This is a genomic window from Bradyrhizobium sp. MOS003 (assembly GCF_003020125.1).
In the GTDB taxonomy this organism is placed as follows: domain Bacteria; phylum Pseudomonadota; class Alphaproteobacteria; order Rhizobiales; family Xanthobacteraceae; genus Bradyrhizobium.
This window is the reverse complement of the sequence record NZ_PYFW01000004.1, coordinates 149290-162402: the sequence shown is the minus strand read 5'-3', so window position 1 is coordinate 162402 and position 13113 is coordinate 149290. Positions and strand designations below refer to the sequence as shown.

Below are 13113 nucleotides of genomic sequence, written 5' to 3'. Positions count from 1 at the left end.
GCGGCCACCTGGGTGGCATCGACGGATGTTGGCGCGACCCGCTAGGAACTGGGCTGACCCTTAAGAGCCGGCTTCGTTACCCCACGGTCCAATCAGCTTCGTTGCTGCGGGACTCGGCTCAGCAGGCACCTGTGCCAAGCTAGCCGCACTGCAACATTCAAGTTGCGTGCCAGCTTGGCCAAAATGGAAAATTCCGCTATTTCAAGTGATTAGGCGCCTAGCGCGCACATCCAGGGCAGAGCGCTTTCACGAAATTCGGGCAGCCAGATCAACCTTTAGGCAATGGATCGGGTTGCCTAAAGAATACGCGCGAGCCGAATCAGGCCTTCCAGCGCCCGACCTCGAAGGCCTCGAGGTGCCCTCGGATGTTGGCGGGATCGAAGGCAGGGCCGGCGAACGCCCCGAACGCGGCGGGAGGCTGCTCGGGCGGCCGGCGGCCGAGGGCCGCATCGTAGAGGTCGGATCTGAACACGGCCATCGCCGTCTTGACGCCCTCCGGGCTGAGCGCCGTCTGCCCCCAACGCACCATCTGCGCGTAGAGCCAGGCGGCCTGGACCGGATCGGGGCGCCCTGCCTCTTCGCGTCCGACCAGGAGGTAGCGGCCGCTTTCACGGAAGGTGCCATCCGGGGAAATCTTCAGGCGTCCCGTCAGGGTGCGCTGGATGACTTCGGCATCAACGCCGATCCGCTCGGGCTGCGCCAGGATGCGCGCCGCCTCGGTCCGGTTCTCGGGATCCTCGATGAACGCGGCGGCGTTCACTGCCGCGCGCACCAGCGCTGCGACCGTGTCGGGGTTCTTTTCGGCCCAGACCTGGCGAACCGCCAGCACCTTTTCCGCCGCGCGCACCAGAATGTCGGAAACGAAATGCAGGATGTGACCGATGCCGAGATCAACCGCGACCGAATTCCAGGGCGCGCCGACGCAGAACGCATCGACATGGCCGCTCTTGAGGCTGTCCACCATGTAGGGCGGCGGCAGCACCACGAGGCGCACGTCCTCGTCGGGATCGACGCCGCCTGCCGCCATCCAGAACCGCAATTGGTAATTGTGGGTCGAGAACGGAAAGGTCATGCCGAAGGTCAGCGGTTCGGTCCCCGCCTTGCGGCGCTTGGCAACCACTTTCGCGAGCGCTTTCGCCGTCACCATCGGATCGAAACGGTCGCCGTCGATCTCCTCCATCAGCGCGGCATGGAGCGCCGGCGACACCGTGATCGCGTTGCCGTTGATGCCGAGATTGAAGGGTGCTGCGATCGGCACCTTGACGTGACCGAGCCCGAGCGAGGACGCGATCGCCACCGGCGCGAGCAGATGCGCGGCGTCGAACAGGCCGATATTGAGCTTGTCGCGGACGTTCGACCAGGAGACTTCGCGCACCAGCTCGACGTCGAGCCCTTCGGCGGCGGCAAATCCCTTGTCGACCGCGACGATCAGGGCGGCGGCATCGACCAGCGGAATGAACCCGATGCGGAGGGGGACGGTCATTTCAGCATCTCCGACGCGGTGATGATCGACTGCGCGATCTCGCCGATTTTCTTCTTCTCGCGCATCGCGGTCGAGCGCAGCAGCACATAGGCCTCGTCCTCGGTGAGGCCCTTCACCTTCATCAGGATGCCCTTGGCCTTCTCAATGACCTTGCGGTCCTCGAGCTGCGACTTGGTGCGCTCCAACTCCTCCTGCAGTTTGGCGAACGCGTTGAAGCGGGACACGCAGAGGTCGAGAATCGGCTTGATGCGCTCCTTCTTCAGCCCGTCGACGATGTAGGCGGAAACCCCCGCCTCCACCGAGGCCTGGATCGAGGCTGAATCGCTCTGGTCGACGAACATCGCGATCGGCCGCTTCACGGCACGGCTAACCTGGAACATCGCCTCCAGCACGTCGCGGCTAGGGTTTTCCAGATCGATGAGGATGATTTCGGGGTCGACCGCATAAATACGGGCGAGCAGGCTCTGCATCTCGCTGATGTGCACGACTTGCGTGAATCCAGCCTCCCGCAACCCCTCCTGCAGGATCGCAGCCCGGATCGGGCTTTCGTCGACGATCACGATTTTGGGGGACTGTTCGGCGCTCATGGCTCACTCACCGCAGGTGATTCATCCATAGCACGCCGGATCGCCCTGCAAAGGGTTGTAATTATGGGCAATTGGGACTAGCTCAGGCCTGTCAATCAGGCAGATTTGGATATGGATCAGACGGCTGCGCCCAAGGTCAGCTTCGTGTCGCTCGGATGTCCCAAGGCATTGGTGGATTCCGAACGCATCATCACGCGCCTGCGCGCCGAGGGCTATGAGCTCGCCCGCAAGCATGACGGGGCCGACATCGTCATCGTCAACACTTGCGGCTTCCTCGACAGCGCCAAGCAGGAATCGCTGTCGGCGATCGGCGAGGCCATGGCCGAGAACGGCAAGGTGATCGTCACGGGTTGCATGGGCGCCGAACCCGAGCAGATCGAGCAGGCCTATCCCGGCGTGCTCTCGATCACCGGCCCGCAGCAATATGAGAGCGTGCTCGACGCCGTGCACCGCGCGCTGCCGCCGGCACACAATCCGCACGTGGACCTGGTGCCGCCGCAAGGCATCAAGCTGACACCGCGCCATTACGCGTATTTGAAGATCTCCGAGGGCTGCAACAACCGCTGCACCTTCTGCATCATCCCGAAGCTGCGCGGCGATCTGGTCTCGCGCCCGGCCAATGACGTGCTGCGCGAGGCCGAGCGCCTGGTCGCCGCCGGCGTCAAGGAATTGCTGGTGATCTCGCAGGATACTTCGGCCTATGGCGTCGATCTCAAATATGCGGAGAGCCCGTGGAAGGACCGCCAGGTCCGCGCCAGATTCCTCGACCTCGCGCGCGAGCTCGGCGAGCTCGGCGCCTGGGTCCGGCTGCAATACGTCTACCCCTACCCGCATGTCGACGAGGTCATCGCGCTGATGACGCAAGGCACGGTGCTGCCCTATCTCGACATCCCGTTCCAGCATGCGAGCCCCGACGTGCTGAAGGCGATGAAGCGCCCGGCGGCGCAGGACAAGACGCTTGCGCGCATCAAGCGCTGGCGCGAGGAATGTCCTGATCTCGCCCTGCGCTCGACCTTCATCGTCGGCTTCCCCGGCGAGACCGACGCGGATTTCGAGTATCTGCTCAACTGGCTGGATGAAGCCGAGATCGATCGGCTCGGCTGCTTCAAATACGAGCCGGTCGCGGGCGCGACGGCAAATGCGATCGAGAATCCGGTGCCGGAAGAGGTCAAGCAGGAGCGCTACAATGCGCTGATGGCCCGGCAGCAGAAGATCTCCGCGCGCAGGCTGAAGCGCAAGGTCGGCACCCGCCAGCAGATCATCATCGACGAGGTCGGCCCTACCGTGGCCAAGGGCCGCTCCAAAGCGGATGCGCCGGAGATCGACGGCGCGGTGTATCTGACGAGCCGTCGTCCCTTGCGCGTCGGCGAGATCGTCACCGCAAAGATCGAGCGCGCCGACCAGTACGATCTGCACGGCAGCGTCGCGGGGTTTTGACGGTCACGGCGTCATGTGCCGCTGCCCGATGCCTGCTGTCCGTCATGCGTGGCGAACACCTCCTTGGCTGCGAACAGCCCGTTCAGCGCAGCCGGGAAGCCCGCATAGACGGCCATCTGCATGATGACCTCCACGATCTCGTCGCGATACAGCCCGACGTTCAAACCCGCCTCGATATGCACTTTGAGCTGAGGCGCGGCATTTCCGAGCGCCGTCAGCGCGGCGATCGTCGCGATCTCCCGATCGCGCAGACCGAGGCCCGGGCGACAGTAGATGTCGCCGAACGGAAACTCGATCACGTATCGTGCGAAGTCCGGAGCGATGTCGGCGGGCGAGGCGATGACTTTCTCGCCTGCACTGCCGTCAATGCGTGACAGGGCCCGCTGGCCGCGATCGAAGCGGCTTTCGGCTTGTGTTTGGGCGTGCGTCATTTTTCTTCGTCCTCTGTTCGCCGCCGGCGTAGCCGGCGATCTTGGTATCAAGGACGAGCAGGCATTCCTGGAGTTCGGCGATCTGCGTGCGAACCTGTTCCCGGTGGACTTCCAGCATCTGCCGCCGGGCTGGCCCGGTGGCGTCGCCGTCGTCACGAAGCGCCGCGTAACGCAACATGTCCCGGATCGGCATTCCCGTGGTCTTGAGCCGACCGAGGAATTCGATCCAAGTGAGGATCGACGCGTCAAAATCACGTTGACCGGAGCGATCCCGGTCAGCGTATGGAAGCAGCCCGATGCGCTCGTAGTAGCGCAGCGTATGGGTCGACAAGCCGGTTCGTTTTGCAAGGTCGCCGATCTTCATATGTGCCCGTTCTCGTACTGACGCATGTACAGATACCCCTTCGAGCGCGCTCTAAGTCAAGAGGGATCGAAGCTGCAGTTCCGCGTGCTCTAGCAAGAGCTACGACGCACTGCTGGCGCGATAACGGAACGCCGAGACCTCAGGAGGTCGTCAGCCATTTCGGCACCCAGCGCTGCGGTCGCGGGGCGCGGACGAGATCGGCCTGCGCTTCGGACGATGTCGCCGGCTCGCCTTCGATGGTCGGGCGCACATCGTACTCGAAATTCGGCATGACGCGGCCGTCGGCATAGAGCCCGAAATTCATCGCGTACCACAGGCCGAGCTCGGGTTGGGCGAGGCGCATCTCCTCGCGCAAGTCGCGCAGCAGGGATTCGATCGAGGCGGCTTCCTCGAACGGCTGTGGTCCCTGCGCGAGCACACGCGCCTGATATTGCTTGCCGACGATCGCGATCTCGAAGCTCGTCCGGTCCCAGGGCTTCTTGCCCTTGGGCAGATGGGCGGCCAGCCGCCAGCCGAGTTCGGCCATCAGGCGATGATTGGCCCAATAGTCTTCACGGTCCCGGCTCCATTTTTCCATGAAGCCGCGGAAATCAGGCAGCTCCGACGAATTGTCGCCGGGCGTCGCCGGCTCGCCGAGCGGCCGCCCGGCCAGCCATCGCGCGAGCTCGACCGTCTGCGGCTCGACTTCATCATGCGGCTTGAGATCGCTCCAAGCCTTGTCGAATTGTTGCGATGTCAGTTTGGCGAGCAGGCCGTCGAGGCTCGGCGCCAGCAACTCGTAGTCGCCCTCGGAGCCCAGCCCCACGATCGGCGGATTGTCACGGTCGAGACCGGCACCATACCAGCCGCCGACAGCCGAGCCGTCCGGCAGCCGCATGAACAACGAAAACCTGTCCCGCAAGGGACTGCCGTCGGTGATCGGCGCGTGATCCGAGAACTGGCCCTGCAGCGAGAAGCAGCCGACGCTGCCCCATGCGCGCCCCTCGAGCCAGGAGGCAAAGTCGACGAGCAACGGCGGCGCTTCGATGCCCGGCGGAAATGCGCCGCGAATGCTGTCGAGGTCAATGGGATAAGGCGTATCGGGCAAGGCTGAAAACTGTCCGGTTGGTCCCGCCCCTCTTGGTCTGATCCGAGTTGCGTCCGGTTCGAACCAAGCCGCGTCGTTCGATCACAAACGCGCCAGCGGCGCGATGGTTTCCATGACGCGAGACCGAAGATGCGCTGCAATGTGACACTATAGTGCATTCACGCAGAGGTCACGGACGCGTCCTAGTTCTGCCGCGCCCTTCAACGCGAGCGAGTATTTTTGATGAGCCGCCTCTCGGACATGCTGCGCACGCAGCGCTTCGATGATTACCGCTTCTACCACCAGAGCACTGTCAACCGGACATTGCACCTGATCAGCGCCGTGATCTTCCTCGGCTGCTACGCGCTGCTGTTGGCAGATCCCGCGCTTGCCGGCATCGTCGGCTGGCTGGCGATGCTGACGCGGCAGACTGGGCATTTCTTCTTCGAGCCCAACGGCTACGACGCCGTCAACGACGTCAGCATCGATTATAAGGAGGCGGTGAAGGTCGGCTACAACCAGACCCGCAAGATCATCCTGCTGCTGGTCTGGGGCAGCGCGCCGATTATGCTGTACGCGTTCCCTGCCCTGTTCGGGCTGTTCGACCCGCCCGCCGCGCGGCTCGATTTCGTCCATCATATCGGCGCGCTCTGGCTCGCGATCGGCATCTGCGGCGGTCTCATTCGCATGATCCAGCTGTTCGTCACCCGCGACGTCACGACCGGCCTCGTCTGGGTGTTCAAGGTGCTGACCGATCCCTTCCACAACATCGCGCTGTACTGGACATCGCCCTTCAAACTGCTGCGCGGCGAGCTCTTGGACACAGGGATCGCGGATGCGGATTGGGGCAACGACGACGCCGAGCAAGCGTTGCACCTGACCTGACCGATACACGCCAGGGCTGTGTCTAGCTAAACACCCGCTTGACAAGCCCCGCCCTTCGCATGTATTGCCGCGGCCCATGATCAATTCCCGGACCCACCTGCGCACCGAAATGCTCCGTCGTCGCTCCCGCGACGATGAGAGGGTGCGCCATGTCCGACGACGCCGCTGAACCACTGAATTCAGCTGAAGTTTTCGAGAAGGCCGCACCCGCAAGGTGCGGCCTTTCTGCTTTTTGCGCCCGTTTTTCACCCCGCCTCCAGAGGAGTACGACATGACCACGCATCCGTATGACGCGCTGATGGACATCACCGCACGGCCCAAGGCCGTGTTCGTCCGCGGCGCGGGCTCCTACCTCTGGGACGACAGCCGCAAGCGCTATCTCGATTTCGTGCAGGGCTGGGCCGTGAACTGCCTCGGCCACTCCCCGTCCGTCGTCGCGGAAGCGCTTGCCGCGCAAGCCAACCGGCTGCTGACGCCAAGCCCGGCCTTCTACAACGAGCCGAGCCTGAAGCTGGCGCAAGCGCTGGTCGACAACAGCGCGTTCGACCAGGTATTCTTTGCCAACTCCGGCGCCGAGGCCAACGAAGGCGCGATCAAGCTCGCGCGCAAGTACGGCAGCCTGCACAGAGGCGGCGCGTTCGAGATCATCAGCTTCGAAGGCGGCTTCCACGGCCGAACGCTGGCGACGATGTCGGCCTCGGGCAAGAAGGCGTTCGAGCCGCTGTTCGAGCCGAAGGTCGCGGGCTTCAAGAAGGCGAAGTTGAACGACATCGCCTCGGTCGAGAAGCTGATCAACGACAACACCGTCGCGGTGATGCTCGAACCGATCCAGGGCGAGTCAGGCGTGTGGCCCGCGACCGATCAGTTCCTGCAGGAGCTGCGCGCGCTCACCAAGGCGCATGGCCTGCTGCTGATCTTCGACGAGATCCAGACCGGCATGGGACGGACCGGAAAGCTCTTCCACTACGAGCACACCGGGATTGCACCCGACATCATGACGCTCGGCAAGGGCATCGGCGGCGGCGTACCGCTCGCCGCCCTGCTCGCGACCGAACATGCCTCCTGTTTCGAGCACGGTGACCAGGGGGGCACGTTCAACGGCAACCCGCTGATGTGCGCGGCGGGGCTCGCCGTGCTCGAGGAGGTCAGCAAGCCCGACTTCCTGAAACAGGTCGCCGAGACTGGCCTGCTGCTCGAAAGCGAGCTGCAGAAGGTCTCGGCGCGGCATGGTCTCGGCGGCGTGCGGGGACGCGGGCTGCTGCTCGCGCTCGACCTCAAGCTGCCGATCGCGACCGGCATCGTCGCGCAGGCGTTCGAGGCAGGCGTGCTCCTGAACGCGCCGCAGCTCGACACGCTCCGCTTCATGCCGGCGCTGATCGTCACGAAGGCAGAGATCGCCGAGATGATCGATTGTCTCGACGGGATTTTGACGAAAGCGGGAGCGGCACGTCGGGTGGCGTAGAAGCAGTCTCGTGCCCCGGACGCAGCGCAGCGCCCCTTCGCGGTGCGCTGCAGAGCCGGGGCCCACTCTCCTCGCCGGGTGCCGTCTCTGGATCCCGGCTCTCCACAGCAGCGTTTCACGCTGCAGCGCGTCCGGGACACGAGAGGCTAGGACCTAAGGCTTCAGGATCGACGCGCCCGTGGTCTTGCGGCTTTCGAGATCGATATGGGCCTTGGCGGCGTCCTTCAGCGCGTAGGCGTGGTTGATGGGCACGTGCAGCTTGCCGTTGATGACGGCGGCGAACAGGGTGTCGGCGCCTTCGAGCAACTCCTTGCGCGTGCCGACGTAATCATTGAGCTTCGGCCGCGTCGCGAACAGCGAGCCGTGATTGTTGAGCTCGGCGATGGAGAACGGCGGCACGGGACCCGAGGCGTTGCCGAAGGAGACGAACATCCCGCGCGGCCTCAGGCACGACAGCGAGCCCGGAAAGGTCGCCTTGCCGACGCCGTCATAGACGACGTCGCAGCCTTCGTTGCGGCTGATCTGCTTGACGCGCGCGACGAAATCCTCCTCGTTGTAAAGGATGACGTGGTCGCAGCCATTGGCCTCGGCGAGCTCGGCCTTCTCGCGAGAGCCGACCGTGCCGATCACGTGGGCCCCCAGCGCCCTCGCCCATTGGCAGGCCAAAAGGCCGATTCCGCCGGCAGCGGCATGGATCAGCACGCGGTGATGCGGTTCGACTTTGAAAGTTTTGTGCAGGAGATACCAGACCGTCAGCCCCTTCAGCATCAGCACGGCACCCTGCTCGTGCGTGATGTGGTCGGGCAGCTTGACCAGCTTCTCCCAGGGAATGTTGCGCTCCGCGGTATAGGCGCCGAGATTGTGATAGTAGGCAACGCGGTCGCCAGGGTGAAAGTTGGTGACGCCCGGCCCGACCGCGACGACTTCGCCCGAGGCCTCGTTGCCGACGGTGAAGGGCAGCCCCGGCGCCTTGTAGAGACCGGTGCGATAATAGACGTCAATGAAGTTCAGGCCGACCGCATGCTGGCGGATGCGCACCTCGCCGGGGCCGGGCGCCGGGACATCGACGCTCTCATAGACCAGGGCTTCGGGGCCTCCGACCTTGTGCACACGGACCGCTTTGGTCATCTTCTGACCTCCTCTTCTCAAAGGCCAGCGAAAGACATCGCGCCCGCCTTGTCAACTCGATGCAGCTGGAACGCCTAAACCGGCGGCTTGCTGCTCTTCCTGCGGTTGCGCTTGGCCAGCACGTTGAAGAATTCGACCGCCGCCGAGAACGCAATTGCAAAATAGATGTAGCCGCGCGGAATGTGGAATTGCAGTCCGTCCGCGACCAGCGCGACGCCGATCAGCACCAGGAACGCCAGCGCCAGCATTTTCGTGGTCGGATGCTCCGCGACGAAGCGCGCCACCGGGCCTGACGAGATGTACATGATCAGGCAGGCGATCACGACCGCCGCGACCATGATCTCGATATCCTCAGCCATTCCGATCGCGGTGATGATCGAATCCAGCGAGAACACGATGTCGATGACGATGATCTGGACGATCACCCAGAAGAAGGCATTGCCCCCCGATTTCCGATCACCTTCGCCGTCATCGGCCTCGACCTCGGCGTGGATCTCGTGTGTCGCCTTGGCGATCAGGAACAGGCCGCCACCGATCAGGATCAGGTCGCGCCAAGAGAAGCCGTAACCCGCAAACGAGAACACCGGTGCGGTCAGGCCGATCAGCCAGACCAGCAGGCTGAGCAGGATGATGCGGAAGATCAGCGCCAGCGCGAGCCCGATCTGGCGGGCGCGATGTGCCTGCTTTTCGGGAATGCGCGAAACGATCACGGAGATGAAAATGACGTTGTCGATGCCGAGCACGATTTCGAGCGCCGTCAACGTCAGCAGCGCCGCCCAGGCTTCGGGGCTGGTTAACAGATGCATCATGCGAACGACCGCAGCAGCCGGATCACGGCGTCGCTGAAGCTGATCCAGAGCGCGATCGCACAGAGTGCGACGGTGACGCCGGCGCCGACGCGGAAATCCATGTCCAGCACGTAGAGGCCGAGCAGCGCCCAGACCGCGATCAGCGACATCGTCAGCCAGCGCAGCCGCACGACGCGGACCGGATGCAGCACGTGGAACGGCACGAAGGTCAGCACGACGAGCGCCGCCACCAGCAGCGTCGACCACAGCGCCGGCCAGTGCAGCAGGAACAGATAGAAAGCCGCCGCATTCCACAGCGCCGGGAAGCCGCGGAAATGGTTGTCGTCCGCCTTCATGCGCAGATCGGCGAAATATAGTGCGCTGGTGACGATGATGGCGACGCCGAGCAAGGGCGCCGCGACCGGCAGCAGCAGGCCGCTGGCGACGATCGCGTAGGCCGGCACGAAGACATAGGTGACGAAGTCGACCACGAGATCGAGCACGTCGCCCGACCAGTTCGGCTGCACGTTCTTGACGTCGAGCCGGCGCGCAATCGGCCCGTCGATCGCGTCGATGATCAGGGCCACGCCCAGCCATTGAAACATCGCCGCCCAGTGCTCGCGCACGGCCTCCAGCATCGCCAATAGTGCGATCGCAGCGCCGAATGCGGTGAAGATGTGCACCGAGAACGCTGCGGCGCGGATCGCCGGTTTCGGCTTCAGGGAATCCTGCTGGGTATCCATGGCTTCTGCTATCAGAATGGGGCCGGTTTGCACATAAGCCACTGCGACGCTCCGTCGCGCAACTCGTCATAAATCCATGGAAAAATAGGTGGACTTGAATTTGCCGTGGAGCATGTCAATTGTTGTTCCATGACAGACGCATCGACACTCCATGACGCGGCCGTGATCGGCGGCGGACCGGCGGGACTTGCTGCGGCGATCGCGCTGGCGCAGGCGGGCGCCCGTACCGCTCTGGTGGCGCGGCGCGTGCCGTATGCCGACAACCGCACCACCGCGCTGCTCGGCGCCTCCATCGACCTGCTGGAAACGCTCGACGTCTGGTCCCGTTGCAAGGACAAGGCCGCCGCGCTGGAGGTCATGCGCCTCGTCGACGACACCGGCCGGCTGTTCCGCAGCCCCGAGGTTCGCTTCTCCTGCCACGAAATCGCGCTCGACGCCTTCGGCTACAACATCGACAACCGCTCGCTGATGCTGGCGCTTGAAGAGCGTGCGGCTGAATTGCCCAATCTCGTCCGCTTCGACGACGAGGCCGAAAGCGTCGTCATCGAAGCCGACGACGTCGCAATCCGCACGGCGTCTGCGCAGTTTCTCGCGGCTCGCCTCGTGGTCGGCGCCGACGGCCGGCATTCGCTGTGCCGGGAGGCTGCCGGCATCGAGGTGACGCGGCGCGAGCTGACGCAGACAGCGCTGACGTTCAACGTCGGTCACACGCGGCCGCATCGCAACATCTCGACCGAGTTCCACACGCCGCATGGTCCCTGCGTGTTCGTGCCCCTGCCCGGCGACCGCTCCAGCGTCGTCTGGGTCTCGGCGCCTGCCGAGGCCGAACGGCTCCGTGGCCTCAGCGACGCCGACCTGTCGGCCGCGATCGAGAAGCAGTCGCATTCGATCCTGGGACGCATGACGGTCGAGCCCGGCCGCAACCTGTTCCCGCTCGCGATCGAACGTCCGAAATCCTTCGGCCGCGACCGCATCGCTCTGGTCGGCGAAGCCGCGCATGTGGTTCCGCCGATCGGGGCCCAAGGCCTCAATCTCGGCCTGCGCGATGCCGCCGATATCGCACGGCTCGCGGGCGAAGCCATTGCCGCTGGCGAGGATCCGGGCGCGAACGAGGTGCTCAGGCGCTACGACCGCGCACGTCGCCCGGACATCCTGAGCCGCACCTTTGCGATCGACATCGCCAACCGCTCGCTGCTCAACGATTTCCTGCCGCTGCAGCCGGTCCGCGCCGTCGGCATGCACCTGCTCGGCGCCATCGGCCCGCTCAGGCGATTTGCCATGCGGGAGGGGCTGACACCGACCTGGCGAAGGTAGAGCCGCTCACGGAAATACCAGCCGGCCGCTCTGAAGCAGCCACATCACGCTGATCAGCGTGACCACCGACGCAAACGTCCCCAGCAGCACCGCCACGGAAGCAGGTTCGATCCAGGCGTCGTTCTGCCGCGCGATGACGAACACGTTCAGCGCCGGCGGCAGCGAGGCCATCAGCACGGCGGTTGCCGCCCAGGGCTGCGCGAACGGGCCGAACGCGAGCATCAGACCGAATGCCGCGAGCGGATGGAACAGCAGCTTGATCGCGATCACACCGGGCACCTCCCATGGCACACGGTCGAACGGCCGCAGCGCCACGGTCACGCCGAGCACGAACAGCGCAGTCGGGGCCGCCGCGTTCTGCAGGAAGGTGATGATGCGATCGAGCGCGACGGGCATTTCGATGTGCAGCGATGCGAAGGCCGCGCCGAAACAGGCCGACATGATCAGCGGGTTGAGCACGATCTGCTTCAGCACGACGCCGAAGGCATGCACGATGGAGGGATGATCGCGGTCCGATAGCTCGATCAACAGCGGCACGATCGTGAACAGGAAGATGCTGTCGCAGCAGAAAATCAGCGCGGTCGGCGCCGACGCCTTCGATCCCAGCACCGCAAGCGCCAGCCCCGGCCCCATATAGCCGATGTTGCCGTAGCCGCCCGAGAGACCTGCAAGTGTCGCCTCACGCAGCGTCAGCCGTCCCAGAACCTTGCCGACCACCAGCGCCAGGGTGAACGCCGCAACCGTCGACAGCGTGGTCGCCACCAGGAACGGCGGGTTGTTCAATTCCGAAAACGGCGTCTTCGACATGATCGCAAACAGCAGGGCCGGCAGCGACACGTAGAGCAGAAAGAAGTTCATCCAGGCGAGGCCCGATTCCGGCAGGGACTTGACCTTGCCGCAGGCGAAGCCGACGAAGATCAAGCCGAAATAAGGTAATGCCAGATTGAGGATATCGACCATTGATGAAGCGTTTTCTGAAGAGTCGGGGGCTATCCGCCCCGTGAGTGAACGTTAATTCCAGATGAGGCCACTAGCATCGGCCACAATCCTGGTCTATCGACGGGGAATGATTAAAGCGCGGACCGCCAAATTCCAGATCGGACAGGTCGTACGCCACCGGATCTTCTCGTTCCGGGGTGTGATCTTCGACATCGATCCGGAATTCAACAACACCGAGGAATGGTGGCTGTCGATCCCCGAGGAGGTACGGCCCCACAAGGACCAGCCGTTCTACCACCTGCTCGCTGAGAACGCGGATTCGGAATACGTCGCCTATGTTTCGGAGCAGAACCTTCTGCCTGACGAGTCCGGCGAGCCGGTCCGGCATTCCCAGGTCGCCGAGATCTTCATCAAGGACAAGACCGGCGGCTATCGCCCCCGCAATCCCTCGCTGAACTGAGTTTTCTCTACCGGCAACCAGCCAAC

General features: G+C 64.1%; 14 protein-coding genes. 5 read left to right on the top strand and 9 right to left on the bottom strand.

What is annotated here, in order from left to right; translation table 11 throughout:
* Positions 1 to 319: 319 nt before the first annotated feature.
* Together C7G42_RS19625 and C7G42_RS19620 are read right to left on the bottom strand one after the other, a co-directional pair.
* Positions 320 to 1483: a CmpA/NrtA family ABC transporter substrate-binding protein gene (locus C7G42_RS19625; RefSeq protein ID WP_106950615.1), complete on the bottom strand. Its 1164-nt coding sequence runs from the start codon at positions 1481 to 1483 to the stop codon at positions 320 to 322.
* A complete protein-coding gene (locus C7G42_RS19620; protein WP_106950614.1) occupies positions 1480 to 2070 on the bottom strand; it encodes an ANTAR domain-containing response regulator in 591 nt (196 codons plus the stop codon). The genes C7G42_RS19625 and C7G42_RS19620 overlap by 4 nt, the downstream gene beginning before the upstream one ends.
* Before the next feature lie 111 nt (positions 2071 to 2181).
* On the opposite strand from C7G42_RS19620, the gene rimO reads away from it, so the two are divergent.
* Positions 2182 to 3507 (top strand): 30S ribosomal protein S12 methylthiotransferase RimO, encoded by a 1326-nt coding sequence (gene rimO, locus C7G42_RS19615; protein ID WP_106950613.1) that lies wholly within the window; start codon positions 2182 to 2184, stop codon positions 3505 to 3507.
* 11 nt (positions 3508 to 3518) lie between these two features.
* Here rimO and C7G42_RS19610 read toward each other — a convergent pair whose 3' ends face one another.
* From C7G42_RS19610 to C7G42_RS19600, 3 genes are all read right to left on the bottom strand, one after another.
* Positions 3519 to 3938 carry a carboxymuconolactone decarboxylase family protein gene (locus C7G42_RS19610; RefSeq protein ID WP_106950612.1) on the bottom strand — a complete coding sequence of 140 codons (420 nt, stop codon included), beginning with the start codon at positions 3936 to 3938 and terminating at the stop codon, positions 3519 to 3521.
* Entirely contained in the window at positions 3871 to 4302 is a 432-nt protein-coding gene (locus C7G42_RS19605; RefSeq protein ID WP_106950611.1) for a MerR family transcriptional regulator, read from the bottom strand. Before C7G42_RS19605 ends, C7G42_RS19610 begins: the two co-directional genes overlap by 68 nt.
* 139 nt (positions 4303 to 4441) lie before the next feature.
* Positions 4442 to 5389 (bottom strand): hypothetical protein, encoded by a 948-nt coding sequence (locus tag C7G42_RS19600; protein ID WP_106950610.1) that lies wholly within the window; start codon positions 5387 to 5389, stop codon positions 4442 to 4444.
* A 222-nt stretch (positions 5390 to 5611) separates the two neighbouring features.
* On the opposite strand from C7G42_RS19600, the gene C7G42_RS19595 reads away from it, so the two are divergent.
* Together C7G42_RS19595 and C7G42_RS19590 are read left to right on the top strand one after the other, a co-directional pair.
* Complete coding sequence (locus C7G42_RS19595) at positions 5612 to 6253, top strand: hypothetical protein (RefSeq protein ID WP_106950609.1); 642 nt, start codon at positions 5612 to 5614, stop codon at positions 6251 to 6253.
* 271 nt (positions 6254 to 6524) lie between these two features.
* Complete coding sequence (locus C7G42_RS19590) at positions 6525 to 7715, top strand: acetylornithine transaminase (RefSeq protein WP_106950608.1); 1191 nt, start codon at positions 6525 to 6527, stop codon at positions 7713 to 7715.
* A gap of 153 nt (positions 7716 to 7868) precedes the next feature.
* Here C7G42_RS19590 and C7G42_RS19585 read toward each other — a convergent pair whose 3' ends face one another.
* From C7G42_RS19585 to pcsA, 3 genes are all read right to left on the bottom strand, one after another.
* On the bottom strand, positions 7869 to 8843 hold the full coding sequence (locus tag C7G42_RS19585; RefSeq protein ID WP_106950607.1) for a quinone oxidoreductase family protein: 975 nt from the start codon (positions 8841 to 8843) through the stop codon (positions 7869 to 7871).
* Positions 8844 to 8917: 74 nt separating this feature from the next.
* A complete protein-coding gene (locus C7G42_RS19580) occupies positions 8918 to 9652 on the bottom strand; it encodes a TerC family protein (RefSeq protein ID WP_106950606.1) in 735 nt (244 codons plus the stop codon).
* Positions 9649 to 10374 carry a phosphatidylcholine synthase gene (gene pcsA / locus C7G42_RS19575; protein WP_245427836.1) on the bottom strand — a complete coding sequence of 242 codons (726 nt, stop codon included), beginning with the start codon at positions 10372 to 10374 and terminating at the stop codon, positions 9649 to 9651. The genes C7G42_RS19580 and pcsA overlap by 4 nt, the downstream gene beginning before the upstream one ends.
* Positions 10375 to 10503: 129 nt before the next feature.
* On the opposite strand from pcsA, the gene C7G42_RS19570 reads away from it, so the two are divergent.
* Complete coding sequence (locus C7G42_RS19570) at positions 10504 to 11688, top strand: UbiH/UbiF family hydroxylase (RefSeq protein ID WP_106950604.1); 1185 nt, start codon at positions 10504 to 10506, stop codon at positions 11686 to 11688.
* A gap of 6 nt (positions 11689 to 11694) precedes the next feature.
* Here C7G42_RS19570 and C7G42_RS19565 read toward each other — a convergent pair whose 3' ends face one another.
* The gene (locus tag C7G42_RS19565; RefSeq protein WP_106950603.1) at positions 11695 to 12648 is read right to left on the bottom strand and encodes an AEC family transporter; all 954 of its coding nucleotides are present in this window, start codon (positions 12646 to 12648) and stop codon (positions 11695 to 11697) included.
* 106 nt (positions 12649 to 12754) lie between these two features.
* On the opposite strand from C7G42_RS19565, the gene hspQ reads away from it, so the two are divergent.
* A complete protein-coding gene (gene hspQ / locus C7G42_RS19560; protein WP_106950602.1) occupies positions 12755 to 13087 on the top strand; it encodes a heat shock protein HspQ in 333 nt (110 codons plus the stop codon).
* The last annotated feature ends 26 nt before the right edge of the window (positions 13088 to 13113 follow it).

Bases quoted from the DNA above. Each gene is read 5' to 3' on its own strand.
- C7G42_RS19585 (WP_106950607.1), bottom strand. From the start codon at position 8,843: ATGACCAAAGCGGTCCGTGTGCACAAGGTCGGAGGCCCCGAAGCCCTG.
- C7G42_RS19590 (WP_106950608.1), top strand. From the start codon at position 6,525: ATGACCACGCATCCGTATGACGCGCTGATGGACATCACCGCACGGCCC.
- pcsA (WP_245427836.1), bottom strand. From the start codon at position 10,374: ATGGATACCCAGCAGGATTCCCTGAAGCCGAAACCGGCGATCCGCGCC.
- C7G42_RS19625 (WP_106950615.1), bottom strand. From the start codon at position 1,483: ATGACCGTCCCCCTCCGCATCGGGTTCATTCCGCTGGTCGATGCCGCC.
- C7G42_RS19570 (WP_106950604.1), top strand. From the start codon at position 10,504: ATGACAGACGCATCGACACTCCATGACGCGGCCGTGATCGGCGGCGGA.
- C7G42_RS19605 (WP_106950611.1), bottom strand. From the start codon at position 4,302: ATGAAGATCGGCGACCTTGCAAAACGAACCGGCTTGTCGACCCATACG.
- hspQ (WP_106950602.1), top strand. From the start codon at position 12,755: ATGATTAAAGCGCGGACCGCCAAATTCCAGATCGGACAGGTCGTACGC.
- C7G42_RS19610 (WP_106950612.1), bottom strand. From the start codon at position 3,938: ATGACGCACGCCCAAACACAAGCCGAAAGCCGCTTCGATCGCGGCCAG.
- C7G42_RS19595 (WP_106950609.1), top strand. From the start codon at position 5,612: ATGAGCCGCCTCTCGGACATGCTGCGCACGCAGCGCTTCGATGATTAC.
- C7G42_RS19565 (WP_106950603.1), bottom strand. From the start codon at position 12,648: ATGGTCGATATCCTCAATCTGGCATTACCTTATTTCGGCTTGATCTTC.
- C7G42_RS19620 (WP_106950614.1), bottom strand. From the start codon at position 2,070: ATGAGCGCCGAACAGTCCCCCAAAATCGTGATCGTCGACGAAAGCCCG.
- rimO (WP_106950613.1), top strand. From the start codon at position 2,182: ATGGATCAGACGGCTGCGCCCAAGGTCAGCTTCGTGTCGCTCGGATGT.
- C7G42_RS19580 (WP_106950606.1), bottom strand. From the start codon at position 9,652: ATGATGCATCTGTTAACCAGCCCCGAAGCCTGGGCGGCGCTGCTGACG.